19 protein-coding genes and 1 pseudogene are annotated in these 24,607 nt (G+C 40.9%); 10 read left to right on the top strand and 10 right to left on the bottom strand.

Features of this window, described 5'->3' with window-relative positions:
* Positions 1 to 713: 713 nt before the first annotated feature.
* Both EWV66_RS21555 and EWV66_RS21545 read right to left on the bottom strand, forming a co-directional pair.
* Positions 714 to 1,220 carry a cofilin family protein gene (locus tag EWV66_RS21555; RefSeq protein ID WP_052276720.1) on the bottom strand — a complete coding sequence of 169 codons (507 nt, stop codon included), beginning with the start codon at positions 1,218 to 1,220 and terminating at the stop codon, positions 714 to 716.
* Positions 1,221 to 1,785: 565 nt separating this feature from the next.
* Entirely contained in the window at positions 1,786 to 2,253 is a 468-nt protein-coding gene (locus EWV66_RS21545; RefSeq protein WP_052276721.1) for a DUF29 domain-containing protein, read from the bottom strand.
* A 210-nt stretch (positions 2,254 to 2,463) separates the two neighbouring features.
* Here EWV66_RS21545 and EWV66_RS21540 point away from each other — a divergent pair, with 210 nt between their 5' ends.
* The 5 genes from EWV66_RS21540 (at position 2,464) to EWV66_RS21520 (ending at position 12,944) form a co-directional block, all read left to right on the top strand.
* Positions 2,464 to 5,214, top strand: coding sequence for a DNA methyltransferase (locus tag EWV66_RS21540; protein WP_287108937.1), 2,751 nt, complete (start codon positions 2,464 to 2,466; stop codon positions 5,212 to 5,214).
* A 379-nt stretch (positions 5,215 to 5,593) separates the two neighbouring features.
* Positions 5,594 to 6,757, top strand: a complete 1,164-nt coding sequence (locus EWV66_RS21535; RefSeq protein ID WP_052276723.1) for a pyridoxal phosphate-dependent aminotransferase — start codon at positions 5,594 to 5,596, stop codon at positions 6,755 to 6,757.
* 316 nt (positions 6,758 to 7,073) lie between these two features.
* Positions 7,074 to 8,765, top strand: a complete 1,692-nt coding sequence (locus tag EWV66_RS21530) for an SPFH domain-containing protein (RefSeq protein ID WP_287108935.1) — start codon at positions 7,074 to 7,076, stop codon at positions 8,763 to 8,765.
* A gap of 94 nt (positions 8,766 to 8,859) precedes the next feature.
* Positions 8,860 to 11,862 carry a D-Ala-D-Ala carboxypeptidase family metallohydrolase gene (locus EWV66_RS21525; RefSeq protein WP_287108934.1) on the top strand — a complete coding sequence of 1,001 codons (3,003 nt, stop codon included), beginning with the start codon at positions 8,860 to 8,862 and terminating at the stop codon, positions 11,860 to 11,862.
* 44 nt (positions 11,863 to 11,906) lie between these two features.
* Complete coding sequence (locus tag EWV66_RS21520; protein ID WP_287108933.1) at positions 11,907 to 12,944, top strand: hypothetical protein; 1,038 nt, start codon at positions 11,907 to 11,909, stop codon at positions 12,942 to 12,944.
* Between the two features lie 4 nt (positions 12,945 to 12,948).
* Here EWV66_RS21520 and EWV66_RS21515 read toward each other — a convergent pair whose 3' ends face one another.
* The gene (locus EWV66_RS21515) at positions 12,949 to 13,299 is read right to left on the bottom strand and encodes a hypothetical protein (protein ID WP_072926412.1); all 351 of its coding nucleotides are present in this window, start codon (positions 13,297 to 13,299) and stop codon (positions 12,949 to 12,951) included.
* A complete protein-coding gene (locus tag EWV66_RS21510; protein WP_260441201.1) occupies positions 13,299 to 13,427 on the bottom strand; it encodes a hypothetical protein in 129 nt (42 codons plus the stop codon). Before EWV66_RS21510 ends, EWV66_RS21515 begins: the two co-directional genes overlap by 1 nt.
* Positions 13,428 to 13,899: 472 nt before the next feature.
* On the opposite strand from EWV66_RS21510, the gene EWV66_RS21505 reads away from it, so the two are divergent.
* On the top strand, positions 13,900 to 14,937 hold the full coding sequence (locus EWV66_RS21505; protein ID WP_002783396.1) for a fatty acid desaturase: 1,038 nt from the start codon (positions 13,900 to 13,902) through the stop codon (positions 14,935 to 14,937).
* A 35-nt stretch (positions 14,938 to 14,972) separates the two neighbouring features.
* A pseudogene (locus EWV66_RS21500) lies at positions 14,973 to 15,068 on the top strand (nucleotidyltransferase family protein); the annotation flags it as partial.
* Between the two features lie 729 nt (positions 15,069 to 15,797).
* Here EWV66_RS21500 and EWV66_RS21495 read toward each other — a convergent pair.
* The 3 genes from EWV66_RS21495 to EWV66_RS21485 all read right to left on the bottom strand — a co-directional run bounded on the left by EWV66_RS21495 (position 15,798) and on the right by EWV66_RS21485 (position 19,251).
* The gene (locus tag EWV66_RS21495) at positions 15,798 to 17,141 is read right to left on the bottom strand and encodes a TldD/PmbA family protein (protein ID WP_287108930.1); all 1,344 of its coding nucleotides are present in this window, start codon (positions 17,139 to 17,141) and stop codon (positions 15,798 to 15,800) included.
* A gap of 92 nt (positions 17,142 to 17,233) precedes the next feature.
* A complete protein-coding gene (locus tag EWV66_RS21490) occupies positions 17,234 to 17,779 on the bottom strand; it encodes a DUF456 domain-containing protein (RefSeq protein WP_287108928.1) in 546 nt (181 codons plus the stop codon).
* 2 nt (positions 17,780 to 17,781) lie between these two features.
* Positions 17,782 to 19,251: a TldD/PmbA family protein gene (locus tag EWV66_RS21485; protein ID WP_052276730.1), complete on the bottom strand. Its 1,470-nt coding sequence runs from the start codon at positions 19,249 to 19,251 to the stop codon at positions 17,782 to 17,784.
* A gap of 184 nt (positions 19,252 to 19,435) precedes the next feature.
* Between EWV66_RS21485 and EWV66_RS21480 the strand changes: the two genes are divergently transcribed.
* Both EWV66_RS21480 and EWV66_RS21475 read left to right on the top strand, forming a co-directional pair.
* Positions 19,436 to 19,900 (top strand): hypothetical protein, encoded by a 465-nt coding sequence (locus EWV66_RS21480; RefSeq protein ID WP_002757789.1) that lies wholly within the window; start codon positions 19,436 to 19,438, stop codon positions 19,898 to 19,900.
* A gap of 255 nt (positions 19,901 to 20,155) precedes the next feature.
* The gene (locus tag EWV66_RS21475) at positions 20,156 to 21,322 is read left to right on the top strand and encodes a hypothetical protein (RefSeq protein ID WP_079208847.1); all 1,167 of its coding nucleotides are present in this window, start codon (positions 20,156 to 20,158) and stop codon (positions 21,320 to 21,322) included.
* A 56-nt stretch (positions 21,323 to 21,378) separates the two neighbouring features.
* Here EWV66_RS21475 and EWV66_RS21470 read toward each other — a convergent pair whose 3' ends face one another.
* From EWV66_RS21470 to EWV66_RS21460, 3 genes are read right to left on the bottom strand one after another with little or no spacing between them, the layout of a single operon-like run.
* Positions 21,379 to 22,677 carry a DNA cytosine methyltransferase gene (locus EWV66_RS21470; protein WP_287108926.1) on the bottom strand — a complete coding sequence of 433 codons (1,299 nt, stop codon included), beginning with the start codon at positions 22,675 to 22,677 and terminating at the stop codon, positions 21,379 to 21,381.
* A 43-nt stretch (positions 22,678 to 22,720) separates the two neighbouring features.
* On the bottom strand, positions 22,721 to 23,158 hold the full coding sequence (locus EWV66_RS21465; RefSeq protein WP_128575209.1) for a PIN domain-containing protein: 438 nt from the start codon (positions 23,156 to 23,158) through the stop codon (positions 22,721 to 22,723).
* A 2-nt stretch (positions 23,159 to 23,160) separates the two neighbouring features.
* Positions 23,161 to 23,382, bottom strand: a complete 222-nt coding sequence (locus tag EWV66_RS21460; RefSeq protein WP_052276732.1) for a hypothetical protein — start codon at positions 23,380 to 23,382, stop codon at positions 23,161 to 23,163.
* A 695-nt stretch (positions 23,383 to 24,077) separates the two neighbouring features.
* Between EWV66_RS21460 and EWV66_RS21455 the strand changes: the two genes are divergently transcribed.
* Positions 24,078 to 24,607 (top strand): calcium-binding protein (locus EWV66_RS21455; protein ID WP_287108925.1); only part of this gene is annotated, 530 nt, incomplete at its 3' end.

The raw sequence follows: 24,607 nt of genomic DNA, 5'->3' as shown, positions 1-24,607 counted from the left end.
CAGTAGCCTAGTTACTCAGGAGCCGGATACGGCGAAAGTCGTAAGTCCGGTTTTGAAGCAGGGGGTGGGAAGGCGACTTCCTGCTCTACTGTAACGGGTGTGGGGTGTGGGGTTTTACCCATTTTCATCGGGTAAATTACCTAATTTTCAGGGAAAAAGTCCAGGAATTTTCCCCCCGACCACTCCCATATCTGGTACTTTTTGATTGACAAAAAGTCTAAAAGTCTTACTAGGGTCTGCTGAAAAAGTTTTTCCTGGGGGTAGGAGTCAGGAGTCAGGAGTCAGTAGCCAGTCGTTTCAGGCTTTGTTGCCCTTGTTTTGTGTACCAAGCGATGTACTACAAGAAGGATAATGCAAGGTTTTTGAAAGTCCCAATCCTATTTTCTTGCACTAACATCGGACTTTAACAGGTCAAAAGCCTTATTTTAAAAGGGTTTTACCATTATTCAGCCAGCCCTAAGTAATACTAAATTTTGTTACAAAATCTAGCTTTTTCGGGTAAGCTGTTGACTATCTAGGGCTGACTGACCATCCTTGGCAATCGGCGTTCTAGCCTAGGAGAGATGCGATCGCTCTTACCCCTGCCCCAAAAGCGATCGCCATGCCCAAAAAATTGCTCATTCCAAAAATGATCGCCCCCTGCATTCCTATCCCAAGCAATGACAATTTTAAAGTTTAATCAACAAGATAACAGCGATCGCACTTACCCTAACCTACGGGCGTTCTAAAACAAGATCCAAACCGACTTTGTATGAAAGATCCTCCTTGCAATTTGCCTGAATCTTAAGCGAAAAACCTGGACAGCCTTTTTCCACGACTTGTTTGGAAGATGTGATAGCCATTTTAGTCTTTGCTGGGCCATTGTCATCTACATAAGTGTAAAACACAAGTTTACTGGGATGACCGTTTCCCTTGTCATATCGAAATATGTAAAATGCATATCCACTACCTTTCTCGATCAAATGACTAACCATGTGATCAAATGCAGGATGCTCCTTATCCCCGAATCTAGGGTCTTCAGATGAAGTACCAATCGGTGGACACAAATCAGGAACGATGTTGACTCCATCCAACTTCATAGTCAGAAAATCATGCGTTGGTTTATTAGCATTACCTTTAAACTCATTGAAGATAGCCACGCAGTCAGGGTGAAGTTTTACGACACTAATGGACATCTTATTCTCTTTTTTCAGTAGGTTAGCTTTTTCTTGAGATACCAAAATAGTTGTTACTCAAGTCCAGTAAGCTACTGTACAGGAAATTTCCGTAATAGTCAACCCCTAGAGGACAAAAAGCAGAAAGTTTCCGTATATTCACCCCGTAGAAAAGGATATCCAGAAACATTCCGTGTATTTTCCAACGATGGATAAAAATATTCGGTTCTTCTTAATTGATTAGTTGGCTCTAGAGCAAAAACAATTGACAAAAATCGCTAAGTGCCTTTCTCTATAAGGGTTCCATCCCTTATAACCCCCGTCCATTGCATAACACAAACCGAAGAGCCGTTTTCCTTCTTGATAATTCTGATAAGCAAGTCGAGCTTGCCATAATACTGATTGCACTTGGCGGGCAAAATCCCGATTGCCCTGAAAGCGACTCTGTCAGAGAGCTTTTAATTCTCGTTCTAGGTGGGCTAAACACTTCTGCTTGGCGCCTGCTCCTTGTAGCGAGTAGGCACTGAAACAGTCGCTACGTTCATCTTTTTCTTCCCCTCCCGACTCCTGACTCCTGACTCCTAACCCCACCAATAAACTTTTTGCCGCAAACCCTAACTATTTCCTCTAGTCAATTGCCATAAAAGTTCTCATCTAAGATTTGCTCTGGCGAGAAAGGACAAATTTTAGGATAATCATTTTCTGGGGGAATCCGAACACCAAATTGAGCGAGTTTCCCTTCCTTAATTGCCACTTGACGAGCATCTGGATAAGCTTCCTCGATAGCAGTTTCTAGATAGGATTTCAGGGAAGGCGTATTGCGTAAGTTTTTCTCAATTCGCTGGCGATGCTCAATAATAGAACAATACCAGCTATCTTTCATGGATGGCGGTGCGTTGTGCTGTACTTTTAATTTGAGCAAGTGAGCCAAAAGAATCATCAAATTACTTTCTAAAGTTCTTTTTTCCGATTTTCCCAACTCGGTTAACTCCTCAATTAAGTTATCAGTATCCAGCGCAGCAAATTCCCGCTTCTGTAGATGGCTAATTGTTGTTGCGAGCCACAATTGAAAATCTTGTTCGTAGAGAGTCTTGGACATAGCGATAGGTTGTTCGTTGGAGTCAATAACTAGATTGGTAACTAAGCGGCTACAATTCTCAAGGCGTTACTAATTTCTAGCTTCCCTTGTAGTTTACCAAAAAATCACCTAAAATGGAAACTATCTGTATCCCTTACTGACTGCATCTGGCTCCCTACACCATTTTCTACTATCTTTGAGCAAACCCGCGAAAGATAAGGAGTTAAAACTATGCCTTTAAGTTGGAATGAAATTAAAAATCGCGCGATTACCTTTCAAAAAGAGTGGCAAGGAGAGACTTCAGAAAAAGCAGAATCTCAATCTTTTTGGAATGAGTTTTTTCATGTCTTTGGCATTTCACGGCGTAGGGTAGCCAGTTTTGAGCAACCGATAAAAAAAGCAGATAATAAACAGGGTTTTATTGATTTACTCTGGAAAGGAACGATTTTAGTTGAGCATAAATCGAAGGGGAAAGATTTAGAAAAAGCCACACAACAGGCTAAGGATTATTTTCCCAATTTAAAGGAACATGAGTTACCGCGTTATATTTTAGTCTCGGATTTTCAACGGTTTAAATTATATGATTTAGATTCGGGCAATCAATGGGAATTTGAATTAAGTAATTTTGTTGATAACGTTCATTTATTTGATTTTATTGCTGGTTACGAAAAGCGAGTTTATAAAGACGAAGACCCCGTCAATATTCAAGCCGCCGAGTTAATGGGAAAACTTCATGATTGCCTCAAAGAAATTGGTTATATAGGGCATGATTTGGAAGTTTATCTAGTGCGTTTATTATTTTGTTTATTTGCCGATGATACGGGTATTTTTAATAAGGGGATTTTCTGGGAATATATCGATCTACATACCAAAGAAGATGGCAGTGATTTGGCGATGCACATTGATGCTATTTTTCAGGTTTTGAATACACCAGAAGAAAAAAGATTAAAAAATCTGGATGAGAATTTAACTCAATTTCCCTACATAAATGGCAAGTTATTCGAGGAGTCATTACCCTTAGCGGCTTTTGATAGCAAGATGCGAGTCATGTTATTAGAAGCTTGTGCTTTTGATTGGGGAAAAATTTCCCCTGCTATTTTTGGCTCTATGTTTCAAGCGGTAATGAATCCAAAAGAGCGACGCAATTTAGGGGCGCATTATACCTCCGAGAAGAACATTCAAAAGGTGATTAAACCGTTATTTTTAGATGATTTATCCAGAGAATTTGAGAAGGTTAAAGGCAATCGCAATAAATTACTAGAATTTCAGAAAAAGATTGCTAATTTATATTTTCTTGATCCTGCCTGTGGTTGCGGCAACTTTTTAATTATTACCTATCGGGAGTTACGGGATTTAGAGATTTTGGTATTACAGGAGTTAGATAAAACGGGGCAGTTAGTAACAGATATTAGTACCATTATTCAGGTAGATGTCAATCAGTTTGCGGGTATTGAATACGATGAGTTTGCGGTGAGGGTGGCTGAGGTGGCAATGTGGTTAATTGATCATCAGATGAATATTAAAGTTAGTAATACTTTTGGTCAGTATTTTGTGCGTTTACCATTAAAGAAAGCGGCAAAGATTGTTCATGGAAATGCCTTACGGATTGATTGGGAGGAAGTTATATCAAAAGAAAAGCTCAATTTTATTTTAGGGAATCCTCCTTTTGTGGGGCATCATTACCAAAATTTTGATCAAAAAGAAGACTTAAAGCTAGTTCTTGATAAAATCATTGGATCAGGGGTTATGGATTATGTATCAGCATGGTTTTATAAATCTGCTCAATTTATTCAAAGCACAAAAATTAAGGTGGGATTAGTGGCGACTAATTCTATTTCTCAAGGGGAACAATCATCTATCTTATGGAATGTTTTAATAAACGAATTTAATATCAGTATTCATTTTGCCCATAGAACTTTCAAATGGAGTAATGAAGCTAAAGGTAATGCTGCGGTTCATTGTGTGATTATTGGATTTGCTAGTTTTGAAGCTAATGAAAAATATCTATTCGACTATCAGACTATAACCAGTGAGCCGCTTTTAATAAAAGCCAAAAATATTAATCCTTACTTAATCAATGCAAACAATATTCTGGTTTTTAATCGAAAATATCCTCTCTGTAATGTCCCTAATATGATGTATGGAAATAAGCCAACAGATGGAGGTAATTTTATTTTATCTGAAGAAGAAAAAAATACTCTTGTCTCAAAAAACCCTTTGTTAATTAAATTTATTAGACCTTTTATTAGTGCTAGAGAATTTTTAAATGGTGGCAAAAAATGGTGTTTGTGGCTACTCGATATTAAACCCAATGAACTAAAGAATATACCTGAAATTTTGGAGCGTGTGGAAGCCGTGAAGCAATTGAGAGCAAAAAGTATTGCAGCTTCAACTCGAAACTATTCTTATCATTGTTTATTTCGACAAATCACACAACCCAAATCAGACTATATTCTTGTACCTAGAACTACGTCAGAAAATAGAAAATACATTCCTATTGGCTTTTTTACTGCTGATAATATCGTAAGTGATACTTGTCAGTCTATTCCGAACGGCGATTTATATTTATTTGGTATTTTAACTTCTGAAATGCACATGGCATGGGTTAAATATGTGTGTGGCAGATTAAAAAGTGATTATCGTTACTCAAAAGATATTGTTTATAATAATTTTCCTTTTCCAGAAAATATCACCGACAAACAAAAACAAACCGTTGAAACTTGCGCTCAAGCTGTGCTAGATACTAGGGCAAAATATCCCGATAGTAGCCTTGCGGATTTATACGATCCTTTAACCATGCCTCCCGACTTGCTCAAAGCTCACCAAAAACTTGACAAAGCCGTTGATTTGTGTTATCGTCCCCAACCCTTTACCAGTGAATTAAACCGTATTGAATACCTCTTTGAACTCTATGAAAAATTAACCGCTCCCCTACTCCCTACCAGCAAACAAAAACCCGCAAAAAGAAAAAATCCTCAATAACGAAGACAGGAGACAGGAGACAGGAGACAGGTTTTGGGGTTTTGGGGTTTTGGGGTTTTAGTTCAATTTCCCCACTTCCCCATCACCCCACTTCCCCATTTCCCCACTTCCCCATCACCCCACTTCCCCATCACCCCACTTTCCCCATCACCCCATCACCCCACTTCCCACTTCCCCATCACCCCACTTCCCCATCACCCCATCACCCCACTTCCCCATCACCCCATCACCCCACTTCCCCATCACCCCACACCCCACACCCATCCCTAAGCGCCGCAATTCCGGAGATTATATAAAAAAACACCCAGAACAATCGAGGTGATGGACAATACTAAAGGTTGTGTAGGTCATCAGAAAAGCCCGTTCAGGGTAAAATACTATGAAACTAGCGTCACGAGTCAATCAAGTCACCCCCTCCCTTACCCTAGCTATCGACTCTCTGGCCAAGGAAATGAAGAAAAACGGCGAAGATGTCTGTAGTTTTAGCGCCGGGGAACCAGATTTCGACACACCCACTCACATCAAAGCTGCCGCGAAAAAGGCCCTCGATGAGGGAAAAACTCGCTACGGACCGGCTGCCGGGGAAGCGGGGTTAAGAAAAGCGATCGCCGAGAAATTGCTGCGGGATAATCAACTAGCATACAATGCCGATAATGTGATTGTTACCAATGGCGGTAAACAGTCTCTCTACAATCTAATCATGGCGTTAATTGAAGCGGGGGACGAAGTAATTATTCCCGCACCCTACTGGTTGAGTTATCCTGAAATGGTGACGTTAGCGGGAGGAACATCGGTTATAGTGAACACTAGCCTAGAGAATCAGTATAAAATCACCCCCGAACAGCTAGAAGCGGCAATTACACCGAAAACTAAATTATTTGTTTTCAATTCTCCCTCTAATCCCACCGGCATTGTCTATACTCCCGAAGAAATCGCAGCTTTAGCAAAAATTGTGGTTGAAAAGGATATTTTAGTGGTTTCTGATGAAATTTACGAGAAAATCCTCTACGATGGCGCAATTCACCGCAGTATCGCTTCTTTTGGTCCGGAAATCTTTCAGCGCAGTATTATTAGCAATGGTTTTGCTAAAGCTTTCTCGATGACGGGGTGGCGCGTCGGTTACATAGCAGGACCGGTGGAAATTGTCAAGGCTATGACTAAGATCCAAAGTCATAGTACCTCCAATGTCTGCACTTTTGCTCAATACGGTGCGATCGCTGCTTTGGCAAGTCCCCAAGATTGCATCGAGGAAATGGTCAAAGCTTTTAGCGAGCGCCGACAGTATATTTTAGAACGAGTGCGATCGCTCCCCAGACTTAATTGTCCTACTCCCAACGGTGCTTTTTATGTGTTTATCGATATTAGTCAAACTGGTTTAAAATCCCGGGATTTTTGTCAGAAACTCCTCGAAACCCAAAAAGTGGCTGCTATCCCCGGTATTGCTTTCGGTGCTGATGATTGTATTCGTCTTTCCTATGCTACAGACCTAAAGACGATTGAAAAAGGATTTGATCGCATTGATCAGTTTATCGGTACTTTGTAGGATGATTATTTTGTCTGTTAGGGTGAATTTTGTTCGCCCTTTTTTTGGGTTTTCACAGCCAATTATCTCTAATACTAAATCCGTTGGCTCTCCCGGGTTTGGTGGGTAAAATGTATTCTAAGATACGGTCTTGCGGACGAGTGCGTGGAACGAACCACAGAGACACAAAGAACACAGAGATCAATCACTACTATATAAGTTAAACTTATCATAGAAAGAATAAGACTGAAGTGCGAAATATGGGGTTAAATGAAACAGCCCTACCCCTGAACGGTTACAAATTTTTGTTAACATATTATCTACTGGAAAACCATAAATGTTAAGATTGCTGGAATTTCCTGATCTGAATCTTTACTATATGAGAGCAGTACAACCCAGCCAAACAGAGCCTGTTATTGTCGCTCAGTCTTCCCCTGATCCTTCCCGATCAAATTCACCGCCAAGTAACGGCAGTTTCTCTTTAGTGCCGATAGGACTGACTGTTGTAGTCACCTTGATACTGGTTTCTTTGTGGTCACAAAAAGATAAAATTATTGGAGGTTTAAAGGCATGGACTGAACCAGACTCAGACACGATTCGATCCCAAGAATTTGCTGTTGATATAGAAGTATCAAATATTCGTACTCAGGATTATTTACGAGCCAATGTACAAGCGACAATTTATGTCTATATTGCCGACACAAAAGAAGACAACCAAAAGGCTCAAAAATTTTGGGTAGAAGAAGACAGTATTTCAACCGTAGCCGTAGAGAAAGCTGTTAAAAAACGCGCCGAAACCGCCTTACGAGGAAGTGCCAGTAAACATACATTAGACTATCTCCATACAAATCGCACAGAGGTGGGAAAAGAGGCTACGACTATACTTGGTAACTGCCTAAATCCTCTAGGATTAACTGTTAGAGACCTAGTTATTGGTGAAATTGAAGAAAGTGCCAACTATACTGCTGACAACTATTTCGATGCCAAGGCAGTTGAAGCTAGGACAAAAGTTATTCAACCGGCAATTCTGGCAACTCGCACGGAAGAGTTAAAGACGGAAGAAGCAATACGAAAACAGGAATTAGATACGGAAGAAACAATACGAAAACAGGAATTAGAGAAAGGCAGAGATATAAGGCTAAAGGAATTAGAGATAGGGATTGAACTAGAAAATCAAGAGCTTACACATCAAGAAACATCTTTGAAAAATTTAGAAACACTGGAAAAAGTCGAAAAGAGGAAGACTGATCATGAGCTAATTATAGAAAAATACCAAAATGAAAAAGAAAAAGAACTACAGGAGGCGATTGAAACCTCTGAATTAGCTTTAAAGAAAAAGCTCGAAATTGCTGAGTTAAACGACAAAAAAGAACTAGAATCCCTCAAAAACACAACAGAGATTGAAATTCAACTTAACAAGCTCTTACAGGACACAAAATTAATTGAGGAAAATAAAACGTTTCGCTTAAAGCAAGCAACAGTCAATCAAGAAATAGAAACGGGAGAAATTGCTGCAACCATCTCGATTATTAGCAAAGAAAAAGAACGGCTGGAAACAGAAATAGAACGCGCCCAAGCAGAAGAAGCTGTTACTACAGCAATTGAAGAAGCTCAAGCCAAACGCCAGAAGCTGCAAGCGGAAATAGCCGCAGAGTCAGTGGAGAACGAAGCAAAAACTATCGAACGTTTGGCAGAAGCAGAAGGTAAGCGTTACCATCTCATACCGGCTACGGATGCCGATCGCACGGCTCAAATGATTCGGGAGTTAGCGCCTCGATTAATGGAAAATTTACCCCAGGTTGTTGAAATTGCCAAAGCATTAGCCCCCCAAGCAGGGATTTTGGGAGACTCTAATATCTATACTTTTCCCAATGGAAATGGAGAAGAGATTAACAAGTTAATGCTTTCCACCAGTGGTATGTTACTGATCCAATCACTGCTAAATGGTAAGTTAGGAGACTTATTAGGTAAATCGCTCCGCTCTTTGAATAACGATAGCAACAACGGACAGGATAATTCTGACGTATAAGTAACAGCGAGATTGAGTCATCTAAGCCCATTAATCCCTGCCAATAAAACTAATTTTTCAACAGTAAACAAACTGAGTTTTGGAGTCTAAGTTCATGAACAAAGCAAAACAAAAACCTCCGCTAACATTTCCCCCCTTTCCCAAGACTACTAATTTCATTCTTACTTTTTTATTAGGACTTGGTATGGCTCTGGGCTTTGCTAAGTTAATCAGTTTTACAAGTTCTGCGAGTAACAATGCCGCCAAAATTAGCGATTTGCAAGGTTACTTACAATGGTTCAATGGCATAAATACTCTCTATCTAAGCCTGATACTAGCTGGGGCACTTGGTGGATTACTTTACTCCATATTGCTTGACGGCGAGTTAGAATTGCCGTCTTGGAGTAAGAAAAATCCCAATAATCTCAACCCTGGCTTTTTGGGAGAAATTTTTGTTGGCATAGGTGGGGCATTTATCGCCTATAAGTTCTTACCCCAGGAACTTAGAAAAACTGGCGATCCAGGCTTGGAAATCACGATTTTTGTCACTGGATTGGTGGGCGGCTACGGTGGTAAAGCCATCCTGGATGCGGCATTAGAGAAGGTAATTAACCGTATAAAAACGGCTGACCTAGCCAAAGAGAAAGCAGAATCTCAGGCAAAAGAACTCGAAGAAAAAACATACATCCGCAATCTAGTCAACCAGCAGATTCAAGAAGGGCTAAATCAGTCCGAATTATCAGAAATGCAAGAGAAACTTGAATCTGCTACTGATGATGTTAAAGAACGTGCTTTTAATCTTGCCCATGATGCCCGTAGCTTGGGAAGGAGAACTCTAACATTTAAAGATCGGGTCAATAGAACAATTCCGATTTTTAAGGCTCTGGTAGCCAGTGATAACAATAATCCTTCGTATAATGCAGAGTTAGGTTATGCTTATATCAGTTCACAGCCTCCTGATTTAGACAAAGCCATCTCCTATCTCGATCGCGCCATCGAACTACGAATACCGGGGGCATCAACGGAGGGAGATAGCTGGAAGTACGAAATGAATCGGGCGATCGCCCGAATTGGCCTTGGCAATTCTCAATCAAGGGATGATATCCTCAAGGATTTGTTTGCTGTTGAGCAGAGGAAAGAACTAGCGCAAGCTATTGACGAGTATGAAAGGGATGGAGTAGATGGGGGAAATAATTCCATAAAAAACTGGCTGATCCAAAATCAAGATTGGGTAAGTCAACAGACTAACGGGAAAGCTTTACTGGATAAAATTCAACTTTCTGCGGCGGCGAAACCTGTCACCTCAATCTTATCAGTAACCCAGAATCGGGAAGATTTGGTCGCTGCTCCCCCCAATACAAAGATTAAAGCAACCATTAAAACCTATCTGAAAAAGCAACCCATTGATTCATCACAACTCGGTGAAAACGAGAAAAAAGAAGTTCCTGTGGGTACAGAGTATAAAATCCTCAAGCATTCACAAGAATCTGATGGACATTACCTCGTTGAATTAGACTACGGCCAGGGAATTTGGTATATTTGGTCAGATCACTGGTACTTACCTTGGGAAGACAAAATACTATCATCTGTCCCCCAGTCCAGTAAGAATGGTTCAGCGCGGGAAGCCATTGACCAATTATCAAGAATTTCTGCCATCTCCTCAACAAATAGAGGAACCCTCAAAGCCGCAGCCACCCGCTCGATTCAAAGATCAGCTACAGCTACAAAGGTAGAACCCGAAAATTGGGTCATTGCGCCCCCCAATACCATCATCAAGGCAACTACTAAAACCTATCTGAAAAAGCAGCCTATTGATTCATCAGACCTCGGTGAAAACGAGAAAAAAGAAGTTCCTGTGGGCAGAGAGTACAAAGTCCTCAAGTATTCAGAAGAAATTGACGGACATTGCCTAGTGGAGTTAGACTACGGTGCTGGCATTTGGTATCTTTGGTCGGATCATTGGCATTTACCTTGGCAAAAATCTAGCAAAGACAATGGCCGATCATCTGTATCCGCGCCAGAATCAAGTCAGCATCAAGGCGTTAATCTTGTCACTCGTCAGCAAGCTGAGTCTGTCTATGGACGTAAAATGAGTGATCAACAATTCAATGACTTAAACTCTTGTTTACAGCGATTTGAAATTAATACAGTGCCACGAATTAGACATTTCCTCAGCCAAACAGCCCATGAATCAGGAGGACTGCGTTGGATGGAAGAAATTGCCAGTGGTAGTGCTTATGAAGGTCGCCGAGATTTGGGAAATACCTCTCCCGGTGATGGTCGTAAATATAAAGGTGCTGGTGTTATTCAATTAACTGGACGGCATAATTATCAGAAATTTGCAGACTTTATCAAGGATCAAAAAGTCATGCAGGGACATAGCTATGTCGCTCAGGTTTATCCTTTTACCAGTGCTGGATTTTGGTGGAAGAATAATAACATGAATGCTCTTTGCGATCGGGGTGCAACTGTTAGAGAGGTAACAAAAAAGGTTAATGGTGGTTATAACGGACTGTCGGATCGTCAACGTTATTACGATAAAGCTTGTCAAGTTATCAAACAATTACCTTCTACATCTTTACATACGGAAGAGTTAGCCGCAAAGCCCGAAACAGGCAAGGCAGCCACAGAATCTAGCGATCAGGTTAGCAAAGTCGAAGTGGTTAGGGAAATGCCCAAAATTTTGACTCCGAAAGATGTAGATTGGAGTGATATGTCCACCCATTTAACCCCCCATTTCACTCTAGGAGAAAACTTACGAAACGACCCCCGACGCATTCCGCACGACACCACTTTGCAAAATAACATACTCACGATTATGCGAGAGTTGGAGAAGATTCGCACTGACTACGGGAAGCCCATTATCATCACTTCTGGGTATCGCCCTGAGCAAATCAATCGTGCTGTGGGAGGGGTAAGTAACTCGCAGCATATCCGAGGAACTGCGGTCGATATTTGCCCTGCTCATGGAGATGTGTTTGAATTTCAAAAGTGGGTAGATCAACACTGGTATGGTGCCTTGGGTTGGGGGGCAAAAAAGGGCTTCGTTCATATTGATTGTCGCAATGGCAAGGGATGGAAAACGGGAGGCGAAAAAGGTGTCAGATGGAACTATTGATGCCATGTAAAACTTTATAAATACACCCTTAGGAGGATGCTTAAATGACAGTCACAACCATCGGCAGAGTACCAATTACGGAACCCGGACCATTACTCGATCCATTCCTTAAAGATGATAATGCTTTAATTGCTGCTGCCGAAGATTTTACAGTCTCTATAAATACTATTTCACATCAACTTTATAGTAAGTATAGAGAAGCGTATAAAGCTGGACAATGGGGTAATGATTATTTTGCTGTAATGAGTCAGATAGGATTAGGAGATATAGAAAAACCTATCATTAAAGCTCACTACCTCAATCACATTAATAATATGAATAGACTGACCCATGATTTACTTACTACTTGGGCAGAAAATGTAGCGATTATTGAAGATTTCCAAAAAGACAAGAAAACAGAAAGACTATATTTATCATTCAGTAGTTTTTGTCAGGGATTAGGAGACTCAAAATTAGATCAAGTGACAGGAGCATTACAAGAAGTTGTTCGTGAAGTAGGCGGCACTTTTCCCCTTCTCGTTCCTTTTACAGCTTTAGGAACAGCAGCTTTAGAAGGAGTCAATAATATTCTCAAAACCATACTAGATGCGGAATTTAGACCTCAAGTAAAAACTGTAGAATTTGCTTTTTATCCTGGCGATCAGAACCGCCTTCCCAACATTGGGGAAGCTCCCTTACAGACAGGAGCATATGCCTTTTTCTTTGAAGAAGTTGAATTAGAATCCCTACAAATGGAACGGAATGGTACTATTACTTCAACTCGTAATGAACCAGTAAGTCCCTACATTGTTGTTAATATCAAAAAAGGAATTACCTTGGCACCGGGTCAAATTGAGAAACACTTGGCAACGGAAGTCTTGGAGACTTACAATAAATCTTATGGCAATCAACTCAATGCGGGAAATATATCTGGCAGTTATTTTAGTGCTTTAGAAGAACTAGGTAAAACAATACGCTTATCGACAGCTACACAACGATATTTTGAGTTGCGAGGAAAAGGAGACCAACTCACTGAAAGTGAAACACAACGCCTGCAATTCTTATATACTTACTTGAAAGAGAATTTAATCAGTTTTGATTAAACGATTAATCCTGCCATGAACCAGTTTCTTCAAGTAAAAGCTTGCCGTTTTTATAGACTCTTATTATACCACTTTCTGTGACAAAGTAACGATAACTTCCATTAATAAACTCGTAGCCGAGAAATTGACAGGGAGTAACCCTATCTGAACACAAACGATAAACAGTTCTCCCAGTAAGTTTAATGGATTCTGCGGTTCTTAAACTTGTTCCAGTGTAGGAGACATTGTTGCACACTACCTCTCCTTCAGGACAATTTCTAGTAATCTTGACAATAAAATTTCTCGTTTGTAAGGTTTCTGCAAAAGTTGTTTTGCCCCAAAACAAGCAGATAAACAATAAAAACAGAGTTCTCATCAAGAAATTTGGCTTAAACCTAACAAAAAATAATCCCATACTTTAATTCCATCGGGTAGCTTACTGGATTGTTCTGTCGATTTCTTGATCGCAGTGTCGTGAAGTGCTGTCAAAGTTGCTATTGCCATAAATAGACCTCTAAACTTATCTGCTGACAAAACAATGTTAATATATTTGGTTCTTCGTTGCTTGTGTGATAATTTTTGCTTATGGAATCGTGAAATGCTTATCGGGCAAGACTTTTAGGGCTATTTTGCGGAAGAAAGTATCAGTATAGACCTCGTTTCCACACAGAAACCAGAAGAGCCGGTCTGGTTTGATCGGGTGGATAACACGAACCGAAGAGCCAGTCTATTGTATGGATGCCCAAGGAGACAGACGGACAGGGGGAGAATCTGATTAACTTTCCCCAGGGGCTTTTGTTAAGTTACATTAAGCCCTAGAATAAAATCCCAGTGAGTTAGACGAAATTCGCTCGATCGCTCGGTCTTATCTGCTCCTAGCTGAGATAGAGAAAAGATAGCGCATCGAGAAACAGAAAAGTTTAGTTCTCAAGCTTTCGTCAATACTGCCCTGTCATCTATCTTGAGTTATAACCTAGTGTCCCAAACCCTACCTAAACCCTCCCTAAAAAGAGAATTTTTGCCATTTACCCTACAGGATGTCCGTCTAGCTATCCCGGCCCGTTGCTTCCAATCAAGCGTTTTTCGCTCTTTAGCCTACTTTTTTTTTGATATTGGCATTATTACCCTACTTTACTGGATAACTTACCAGATTAATCAAGCATGGTTCTTCCCCCTTTTTTGGTTTATGCAGGGAACCATGTTTTGGGCCTTATTTGTCGTCGGTCACGATTGCGGTCACGGTTCCTTTTCCCGTTATCGTTGGTTAAATAACCTAATCGGTCATCTCAGTCATACTCCCATTCTCGTACCTTTCCACGGTTGGCGCATCAGTCATCGCACCCATCACGCTAATACTGGCAATATCGACACCGATGAAAGTTGGTATCCCGTCACGGAAACCCAGTATAACAATATGGCTTGGTACGAAAAATTAGCTCGTTTTCAGCTAATTTTATTTGTTTACCCCCTTTATCTTTTCCGTCGTTCCCCTAATAAACAGGGGTCCCATTTTATGCCCGAAAGCCCCCTCTTTCGCCCCTCGGAACGGTGGCAGGTACTGACTAGCACCGTTTGCTGTACCTTTATGTTAGGTCTATTAATCGGGGTGGGTATTAGCCAAGGCTTTTGGTTTCTGTTTAACTACTACATCATGCCCTATATCGTCTTTGTGGTTTGGTTAGACTTGGTGACATTCCTACACCACACTGAAGATGATATTCCCTGGTATCGCGGTCAAGATTGGTACTTTCTCAAAGGGGCGCTTTCTACCATCGATCGCGATTATGGCATCTTTAATCCCATCCATCACCAAATTGGTACTCACGTCGCCCATCATATTTTTATCACTATTCCCCACTATCATCTCCAAGAAGCAACCGAGGCCATCCGTCCCGTCTTAGGAGACTATTATCGCGTCTCGAAAGAACCGATTTTCAAATCTCTCTGGCGGTCCTACCGCAATTGTCATTTTGTCAGTGACCAAGGCAGTAAGATTTTTTACCGCAAAAACTGATCCTATCTTAGCTATCAGGAGGAAACGGCAGCAAAATCTGCCTCCTCCTCTCACACCGAGAAGAGTTGCCAAAACTGGGGGTAAAGTCTTTGTCTTTATTTGGTTCAGTGGCAAGGGATGAAGCTGATGCAGTGAAATTGGCTAATGATTCGGTAGTAGTGCCGTAGCCCTCTTGCTTACCTGGTATGAATTGTGTAAAATATTTAGGGTCTGCTGAATAATGGTGAAACCCTTTTAAAATAAGGCTTTTGACCTGTTAAAATCCGATGTTCATGCTGCGAAAATCCGATTGGGACTCTCAAAAACCTTGCATTATCCCTCTCGTAGTACATAAATTGGTACAAAAAAAAGAGGGCAACAAAGCCTGAAACGACCAGCTACTGACTCCTGACTCCTGACTCCTGACTCCTAACCCCACCAACAAACTTTTTCAGCAAACCCTATTTAGGGTCTGCTGAATAAATTTGAAATTGCGTCTTCATCGGCCCGCGTCCTGTAGGGGCGAAGCATTCGGACAATAACCTATCGGTGAAAAGGTAGATTTTCTATCCGAATGCTTCGCCCGTACTTATTCAGCAAACCCTAATTACACATCTAAGCCACTACTCCGTCAGACTTCTGGTGTGAGGAAACAGTGAACTGAAAACTCAAATCCGATCCCTAATAGCTGTATCCCGTCTCCCGTCTCCTGTCTCGGAGTCTCGACTAGGAAATTAATTTTACACGACTACTTAATAATGTTCAAACTTCCTCTCTGGAACCCCGGCACTTGCCACTCCTTACCCACGACTATAAAATTAGCATCCATCTTGCGGGGGTATTACCCTGGTTAATACCCCCTATTTTGGTCTGGTATAGTGTTAAGCTTCTCCTGTGATTGATAAACCCTCTACCCAAACGTAGGGACAAACACCACTGGGAGTAATAACCGCTTCCGGTTCCAGATAAACAATCGATTTCAGCAGTGTTAAAATATCTCCAGCTACGGTAGCGGAATCGATGCTAATGCGCTCATTTTTGTTAACTAACCAACCATCAAACGGCAAAGAGAAGGAACCTTGTAGAGAATTAACTCCCGCATGAAGTGCCTGTAAACTATCAATTAAAACCACATTTTCTGCTGTTTCCAAAGAATAGCTTTTGGGTTGATTAACACTAGCAAAAACGTGATAAAAATGGGGACTAACCGTTACTTTTGACCCAATGTTACCGTTGCCAGTCGGTTCTGTATTCATCCGTTTAGCGGTAATCGTGCTATGGAGAAAATTACTCAAAATCCCCTCTTTAATTAATTCCACACGACGGGTGGGAGTGCCTTCACTATCAAAAGTTTCTGCGGAAACATTAGCTGGATGGAGGGCATCATCACACAAATTTAAGGCAGTAGCGGCGATTTGTGTTCCTAGGGATTCAGGAGTAGAAAGACTCTGTTTATCAAGGACATTTTGGGCATTAAACAGATTAGAAAATGCTCCCATTAGACTCAAAAAGGCCCGGGGGGCAAAAACCACTAAATATTTACCCGTGGTAATCGGTTGATAGTCCAGATGGCTAACAGTTTTGGTAATCGCTTCCTCGATGCAACCATCGATATCTAATTTTTCCAGGCCCGGACTAACCCGAAAAGCACCAGCGCTGCGGGGTTTTTTGCCTTCCTGTTCGGTTTTGGTGTATAAATACACACTGGCATAACTACGCGCTTCCTGACGCATTGCCCCGTCGCTATTGAGATAAAAACGTCTGACCTGCTGTTGTCCCAAACCGTTATAGGGAACACTGGCAATAGCCGGATGGGCCGCTAGTAGGGATTTTTCGGCGGCTAATAACTTATCGACGAGAGTGGATACAGCTGCTTGATTAGACATTTCGCTGGCCACTTCTGTGGTAGGTGCGGTGGCGGCAGGACTAAAATCGGGGACATTTTCCTTAACACCAAAAAAGCTGGCTTCTTGGGCGGTTTTCAGGGCTAATTGCAGTCCCACCGGGTCCACATCGGTGGTCGAGGTGACACCGACTTGATTATCCCGATTCCAGACGCGAACGATAACGCTGGAACGATTGGAAGCTTGTACCTGTTTGGGTTCCCCTTGAAACACATCCACATCGGTTTCATCGACCGAGGAACCATAGATGTCGTATTTAGCAATTCCTAAAGCTTGGGCGCTAGAATTAGCGATTTGGGCGATATCTTCAACTTTTGGCATAGATTTTTTTTGGTGTTGGAGGATAGTGATAGGGAAGTGGGGGAATGGGGGAATGGGGAAATTTCCAATAAAATCCCAACATTCAACATCTTCTAACTGATAACTGAAGAGAGATTGGGCCAAGTGGTGACAATAAAGACGATAACGGCGGCCGTGGCCAGCATAGCTTTGGCAACGTGACCGATAACCGTGCCGACGACGATACCGACACAGACTTTTAGGGATTGTTGCAAACGGGGGGTTAATTCCAAATCGCGACGATAGGCGTATTCTCCGACAAAAGCCCCGACCACAGGACCGATAAATAGGCCGATAATTGGGCCGCCAATGGGTAAAGCGGGTAAAAGTCCGAATATTCCCGCTAATAAACCCACTACTAACCCGATTTGACTCCAATTGCTCGCCCCAACTTTTTGCGCACCGAGATAACTAGCGAGGAATTCCACCCCCAGACTGAGGAGAAGGATAACAAAGGCCACGGTTAAAGCGACCCCCATCCCCGCGAATTTGGTCACAAAACCCCACACCAGCATGGCGATTAAAATCAAACTCATGCCGGGGATAGCGGGCAGCAGTTCGCCAATTATCCCCACTATCATGATGGCGATGAGGAAATAGTAGAGAATTACTAAAGCCATGATTAACGACCGCCAACGGTAATAGAATCGACTTTTAAATGGGGTTGACCAACGGTGACATAAACGCTACCACTGACGGAACCGCAAAAACCGGCCGCTAGACCTAAATCTTGGGAACACATAGAGATTTTATTCATAATCTCCTTAGCTGAACCGATTAAAGTCGCGCCTTTTAGGGGTTTAGTCAGATTGCCGTTTTCGATAAGATAAGCTTCCTCGACAGCGAAATTAAATTCCCCGGTCGCCCCCACACTACCACCGCCCATTTTTTTGCAATAAATGCCTTTATCGATGGAATTAAAGAGATTATCGAGGGTATATTCCCCAGGTGCGATGTAGGTATTCCGCATCCGACTAGCGGCCGCATAGGTGTAGTTTTGACGGCGACCGCTACCTGTGCGCGGATGGCCGGTTTTAATTGAACCGGTGCGATCGGCAATGAAGTTTTTTAGGATACCATTTTCAATTAGGAGAGTACGCTGGGCCGGCATTCCCTCATCGTCCATATCGATAGTACCGAAAGCTTTATCGGATAATCCTTCGTCCCAAGCTGTCAGGTTTTCGTGGGCGATTTTTTCGCCTTTTTTATCGAGAAAGGGCGTGGTTTTTTGTTCGATTTGCGTAGTTTCTAGCAAATGGCCACAAGCTTCGTGGAAGATAACGCCGCCAAATTCATTGGCCATGACGATGGGATAACTGCCGGATTCTACATAGTCAGCGTAAAGCATTTTACCCGCCGATTCGGCCACTTCTGCCGCCGATTCCTCGGCATTCCAAGTCCGCAGAAAATCGGGATTACTGGTACTACCCACCCGTTTACCAATGCTAGAACGATTAGTCCCATCGGCACAGAGGAGATTATAGCCCACCGATTGGGTGAGGCGAATATCCCGGGCAAAAGTGCCATCACTAGCGGCAACTAAAATTTCTTGCCAATCGCGAAAATAAGCGGCGCGACGAGATTGGACGTGAGAGGCTTTCTGATTGAGTTGAACGTTAGCAGTTAGGAGAATATCACCCATTTCTCGCAAAGAACTGCAATTATTCAGCCAAATATCTTTATTTTTGACCGTGGCATAATCCCGGAACATTTCCAGATTGATTTCGGGAATATATGCGTTAGGACTGGGTAGGTTTAAACCCAGAATCGATAAACCTTTTTCTAGGGCATTTTTTAAGCCTTGGAAGCTTAAATCGTTGGTACTGACATAACAATCAGCTTTACCGCGAAAAAGGCGGATTCCTGCCCCTGTAGATAGTTTCGGTGAGAGACTGGTGATGCTGTCATCTTCGGCTAAACAACTGATATAGTTGACTCTTTCGAGGAAAAATTCGATAAAAGTTGCCCCGGCAGCCCGTCCCAGTCCCAGAAGAGTGGACAAAGGGGCCGCCCAAGAGCTATCAAAGCGCTCCAGACTAGGATTATATTTCAGGGTGGGGAGTTCTTTGGAGATGAGTAGAGTGGGTGACATAAAGCTCGTTTATCAGTTAATCTGCTGGTTTCTAGTCTAACAGCTATCAGTTTTTTCCGTCTGGGGGTGCGTTAGCGCGGCCCAACCCTGCTAAATTTTTCTCCTTCATATCTCTTAATAAAAACCTTGATTCGATCGCTGATCACCCGCAAGATTAAAGAAAGAGCGACTCAGGATAAAAATAATGGCCACAGCGACACAATTCTTAAACATTTCTGACTTGACAAAAGATGATTATTGTGTATTCGGTTTAGCGATTTGTTTTCTCAAACAGGAGGGAGAATTAGAAAAAGTGGCGGTGTTAGAACCGATTCCCTCGGCAGCTCTAGAGGCAATTGTCAAAGGGATTCCCACTTCCTACGAATTTGCCCGCGCCATGGCTTTGGGAGAGGTTTTTCAGGACGATAATCCTCAAATACCCAGTAATTTCCCCGATAATGCCCAATTATGCGAGAATTTTGTCGAAAGGGCGATTGCGGCCACTCGCACCTATAAAAATCAACCCCACCTGCAAGGGTTAATCCCCTTGGGCAGCCAAAAAGACGATTTAAACTTTTCCCTAGAGAAAAAACGCATCTTGAATGCTGTTCATGTGGTGCGGACGGAGGATAACGTCAAACAACATTCTCACACCCATAAGGTTTTGTAATCAAGGTTAGTTCGGATTAGGGAAATTTGGCAGTTTTCCCTAACCCGAACTCAGGTTATAGTAGTTATCTTAAGGGTGAAGTGTAAAGTTGGGATTTTGAGGAGTCGATGCCCAATTAAGTAGGGAGGCACAATTATTTGTAGGATGGGTTAGCGGTAGCGTAACCCATGCGGGCGTTGGGTTTCATACTTCAACCCAACCTACGTTCATCTAAAAAGATTATAATTTGTTTTCTCAATTTAGGATTAGTAAACCATGGCAAGTATAGAAACAGTATTAAGAGAGTTGAGCGTTGCTTACGGTATATATATAGTAAAAAATGAAATTCCCAAGACAGAGGATCCACAAAAATTTATAGAAATATGTAAAAAAGCAATTGTTAAGGATGATATAAATGAATCACAGTATGATTCAATAAAAGGATTACCTTCTTTTACTAATGCTCGCACTCAAATAATAAATAATGGAATGAAACTAGCTAAAATCATTTGTTCCCACGATGAATTTAACAAGATTTCTGCAAAACCAGAAATTAAATGGGTTGGCAATAGTCAAAAAAATGAGTTAATAGATATAACTGTTGATAATTTTGAGTTTTCTTTGAAAGAAAAGAGCAATATACTTAATAATATGGGGTTATATCAATTGATTAATCTTTTAACTGATGATACTCAAAAAAGAGGAATACATATATTTCAGACTTATGCCAAAGATGAATACAATCAATGGTTCGTTTTTACCTGGGGAAAACTTTTAGAATATCTAGATCAACATGGTGATTGGCATTATGTTAATGAAAAGAAGGGAGCTAGATCACAAATAACTAAAAACAATAATGATGAAATAAAATTTAACTATTCTGATCCTGTTGAAAACAAATCAGCAACCCTACCTTGTAATCCCCAATTAACTTATGATACCTATGAAAAAGAGACCACTGCTACCATAAGAGAAAAAACTTTATCAAAATGGATTTCTCAAGAATTGAGAAATCAAGACGATTATCTACAATTAAAAGCAAAGTGTTCTGAACAGGCAGGAAAAAGTCTTGTCAATTATTTAAAAAATCATTTATCTCCGAATTTATCAAATCTTAAAAAGTTATTGCAGATATTAGATCGTCAATATTATTATGCTAAAACCAATGATAGTAAACAAGAAATTTATAAAGTTCCTTCGGAAAAAGAATTTAATTCGATAATCAAAATCAGTAAAATTGATTATGAGGTTCCCAAATCTCAACTTAATATTATTACTACCATAGAAAACACCGAGACAGGTGATATTCTTCAATTGAGAAATGAATTAAGATACTCTCATGGACAATTTAATGGCATACCAGAAGCTAAGTTATATATCCATAATTCTCTTAATCAAGAGAGTTTATCTAAAATTTATAAACCTATTTATCCAACCCGATGAAGTATTATATAGTTATCATTATTAACTATATACTTTAGAAAGCAAAGCACGGATTTTTACTGCAATTCCATCAGTAAATTGTCTTTAGTAGCTGAATAAATATCTTCAAACAAATAATCCCATTGATGTTCTAGGTGTCTAGCAATGTGGTAAGCAAGCAAAGGTGGGACAGCATTACCAATTAATTTGTAACCATCCGTAGCCGAAAGTGAATATTTTTCATCTCCCTTATTTTGTGGACGCACAAATTGAAAATCATCGGGAAAAGTCTGTATTCTCGCACATTCCCGCACAGTTAAACGTCTCATTTTTAACCCTGCTTCTAACTCATTAACTATCTTTCCCCCTAATTCTAAAGATAATCTCCTAAATTCAATATTACCGTGATGTTCCGAGCGAATAGTCGGACCTAAACCCTGTAAATTAACCTCGATTTGTCCCTGAGTTTTACCATAATGTTTAGCTTTTGAATAGCTTTTTTGTGAGAGGTCAAATAACTCATCTTCTGGTTCTTCTAAACCTGATAATATCTGACCCACTGTACTGTAAGTTTTAAGAGGATATATTGACTCAAACAGATTTAATTGATGCTTAATAACTTTATGGGTTGGATGCGGAAAAATATCATGATTTTCTAGATGTCCTATCGCTGTCGCTTTTAAATAGGTTTTATTTAAACCGATAAAGATAATTCTTTCCCTGGTTTGGGGAATTCCATAATCGGGAGCAAAGAGAAGTTTAGGGATAACTATATATCCATCTTTACCAATGGCACTAAAATCATCTTCAATTATATCTTTAACATTAGCCAAAGAGATTAAACCTTTGACATTTTCAGCAATAAAAACTTTGGGTAAGGTTAATTCAATAACTCTCTTCATCCAATAATAGAGTTTCCCCCGATTATCCTGAAAACTATCTTCACTCTCGTCTAGTAGTTTACCCGTGTGACTTTTGTGAGAATTAAACCCCTTTCTTTTTCCTGAAACACTAAAATCTTGACAGGGAAAACCTCCCGTTACTACATCGATATTACTGGGAAACTGAAACTCTCCTTTTTCTGCTTGTTTGACTAAATCTACAATACTCCCCAAGTGAAATACATTCTTTTTACCCCTTTTTTCAAAGTAGGGAATCCAAGCATTATGGGCAGCTTTAGTTATATCATTAGCAAAGACAGTTTCAAAAGTAGTGCGCGGTAGTTTTAGCCATGGTTCCCGTCTTTCTACTATCCAATCTCGATGAATATTTTCATTAACACAGTCTTGGTGTACCCAAAAACCTCCCTCCAATCCTAAGTCCATTCCCCCGCAGCCAGAAAATAGGGATAAAACTCGCTTTTGTTGCCTATTCATCACTATTGATTAAATGAGTAATTTAATAATATCACACTGATAATCAACTCGATCGAAAGGGATTAATTAAAGTTAGTTGATTGGATATTATTAACCCATCCTGCATATCTTCAGAGTAAAGAAGACTAGCATCGGTTGCTAAGGCACTAGCTACAATTAAACTATCCCAAAAAGAAAAACTGTATTGAGTGCGGAGTTCAGAGGCTCTTAAAATAATATTGCGATCAAGTTGAATAACAAGACATCCATCGTAAAATTCTTGAATAATTTGTCTAATTTGAACTTCACTTATTTTAGCTTTTTTGGATAAAACAGCGCAAACTTCATTAATAATTTGCGTACTGATTAAGATATTTTCCCTGCTAGTTAAAGCGGCCGCTAGATTGCGTTTTCGCCTTTCTGCAGCATCGTTACACTCTGGGTCTATTAAAAGACGGTATAGCCAGATATTAGAATCACAAAAATAAAGAGAATTGGTCATAATTATAGCTGATGAATTTCTTCCCGATTTAATTTACGAATACCTTTAACAGCAACGGGATTTTGAGTTAATTGGGCAATGATTCCAGTGGTTGACACTTTTTTATTTTGTTTGATCACAATAACTTGAACTTCGCTGTCTTCCTTCAAGTCCTGTTGGTATTCTTCGGGAATTTCGATGATACCTTGTTTGATTTTGGCTTTAAATTCCACTGCATTTAACATATTGTTGCTCTCGATCGACTGTCTATTAAGATTAATTATAGCCCTCTTCTGTCAGTGGGAAGTGGTAAGTATGGCTGTACCGTTGACTGTATCTAGAGTAGTTTATTGGTTTTACATTGCTTTAGCTCAAGCTCTGTAAGACTTTTAGGCATAGCTACTATATTTATAGGGGGGAAGTTCAGAAATAAGGCAAATTCGTAAATCAGAATATTTTCATGGGCGGCGATAATCTGCTTAACCCGAACTCAGGCAATGTTAAGATTTATTTTGCTAACTACTTTTTGGCTATTCTTTGCTGTATAATGGCGGCATTCGTATCTAATAGAATATACAAGGTTCTCTCCACTCTTGCCTGTTCCATAAGTTGTTCCCTGACATAATCTAGATGTTTCCATCTCTAGGGCTGGGTGGAGAGGCGGTAATGCGTCCTCAATTCTTTACCTTTAATCAGTCGCAAGATTAAGGTAAAGTGGCCTTGAGCCAATTTAATTTTTTGATTGTTCCGGCTCTTCGGTTTGTGTAGCGATTTTTGTCAATTGTTTTTTATCTAGAGCGAACTAATCAATTAAGTCTCTTGCCAGATAAGGATTTAGTCGATTTATGCCCCCCTATCGAACCATAACAAGTAACGAAGAGCCATTGTTCCCTAGCTTTCGTTCCCCTGAAATACAGTTAATTAGGACATAAGAAAGACAATGAACCCGATTTTTTCCGATATATTTGACGGCAATCTCTTAGACAATAACATAACTAACGGTACTGGCCTCGCCGATAATATCGTTCTTGATAACGGTAATGACACTTCTGACGGTGGTGCTGGTGATGATCTAATGTATGGTAATGGGGGCAGCGATAGCCTTCTAGGTAATGCGGGCAGCGACAATATTCAAGGTGGTTCAGGTAATGACACCCTCGATGGTGGGGCTAATAACGACACCCTTGATGGTGGGGCCGATAACGACACTTACCTCTTCGACACGGATCTGGTCTTGGGTAGCGATCGCCTAATTGATGCCTCTGGAATCGATACCCTCAACTTTGCGGCGACCACAACTAAAACCATCAACCTCAATCTCGGCAGTACCGCCGCCCAAACCGTCACCGCCGGAAATCTCACTCTCACCCTAGCTAGTGCCACTGCCTTTGAAAATGTCATTGGTGGTAGCCTCAATGACACGATTGTGGGCAATACTCTGGCTAATTCTCTCACCGGTGGGGCTGGTAA

The organism is Microcystis sp. M_OC_Ca_00000000_C217Col, from assembly GCF_007095585.1.
GTDB lineage: Bacteria > Cyanobacteriota > Cyanobacteriia > Cyanobacteriales > Microcystaceae > Microcystis > Microcystis panniformis.
The sequence above is the reverse complement of the archived record's forward strand: the minus strand, read 5'-3'. Positions and strand labels throughout refer to the sequence as shown.

What these genes read in the sequence shown, in the direction of transcription:
- EWV66_RS21545 (WP_052276721.1), bottom strand. Translation starts at nt 2,253, where the DNA reads ATGTCCAAGACTCTCTACGAACAAGATTTTCAATTGTGGCTCGCAACA.
- EWV66_RS21540 (WP_287108937.1), top strand. Translation starts at nt 2,464, where the DNA reads ATGCCTTTAAGTTGGAATGAAATTAAAAATCGCGCGATTACCTTTCAA.
- EWV66_RS21535 (WP_052276723.1), top strand. Translation starts at nt 5,594, where the DNA reads ATGAAACTAGCGTCACGAGTCAATCAAGTCACCCCCTCCCTTACCCTA.
- EWV66_RS21530 (WP_287108935.1), top strand. Translation starts at nt 7,074, where the DNA reads ATGTTAAGATTGCTGGAATTTCCTGATCTGAATCTTTACTATATGAGA.
- EWV66_RS21525 (WP_287108934.1), top strand. Translation starts at nt 8,860, where the DNA reads ATGAACAAAGCAAAACAAAAACCTCCGCTAACATTTCCCCCCTTTCCC.
- EWV66_RS21520 (WP_287108933.1), top strand. Translation starts at nt 11,907, where the DNA reads ATGACAGTCACAACCATCGGCAGAGTACCAATTACGGAACCCGGACCA.
- EWV66_RS21515 (WP_072926412.1), bottom strand. Translation starts at nt 13,299, where the DNA reads ATGAGAACTCTGTTTTTATTGTTTATCTGCTTGTTTTGGGGCAAAACA.
- EWV66_RS21510 (WP_260441201.1), bottom strand. Translation starts at nt 13,427, where the DNA reads ATGGCAATAGCAACTTTGACAGCACTTCACGACACTGCGATCAAGAAA.
- EWV66_RS21495 (WP_287108930.1), bottom strand. Translation starts at nt 17,141, where the DNA reads ATGCCAAAAGTTGAAGATATCGCCCAAATCGCTAATTCTAGCGCCCAA.
- EWV66_RS21490 (WP_287108928.1), bottom strand. Translation starts at nt 17,779, where the DNA reads ATGGCTTTAGTAATTCTCTACTATTTCCTCATCGCCATCATGATAGTG.
- EWV66_RS21485 (WP_052276730.1), bottom strand. Translation starts at nt 19,251, where the DNA reads ATGTCACCCACTCTACTCATCTCCAAAGAACTCCCCACCCTGAAATAT.
- EWV66_RS21480 (WP_002757789.1), top strand. Translation starts at nt 19,436, where the DNA reads ATGGCCACAGCGACACAATTCTTAAACATTTCTGACTTGACAAAAGAT.
- EWV66_RS21475 (WP_079208847.1), top strand. Translation starts at nt 20,156, where the DNA reads ATGGCAAGTATAGAAACAGTATTAAGAGAGTTGAGCGTTGCTTACGGT.
- EWV66_RS21470 (WP_287108926.1), bottom strand. Translation starts at nt 22,677, where the DNA reads ATGAATAGGCAACAAAAGCGAGTTTTATCCCTATTTTCTGGCTGCGGG.
- EWV66_RS21465 (WP_128575209.1), bottom strand. Translation starts at nt 23,158, where the DNA reads ATGACCAATTCTCTTTATTTTTGTGATTCTAATATCTGGCTATACCGT.
- EWV66_RS21460 (WP_052276732.1), bottom strand. Translation starts at nt 23,382, where the DNA reads ATGTTAAATGCAGTGGAATTTAAAGCCAAAATCAAACAAGGTATCATC.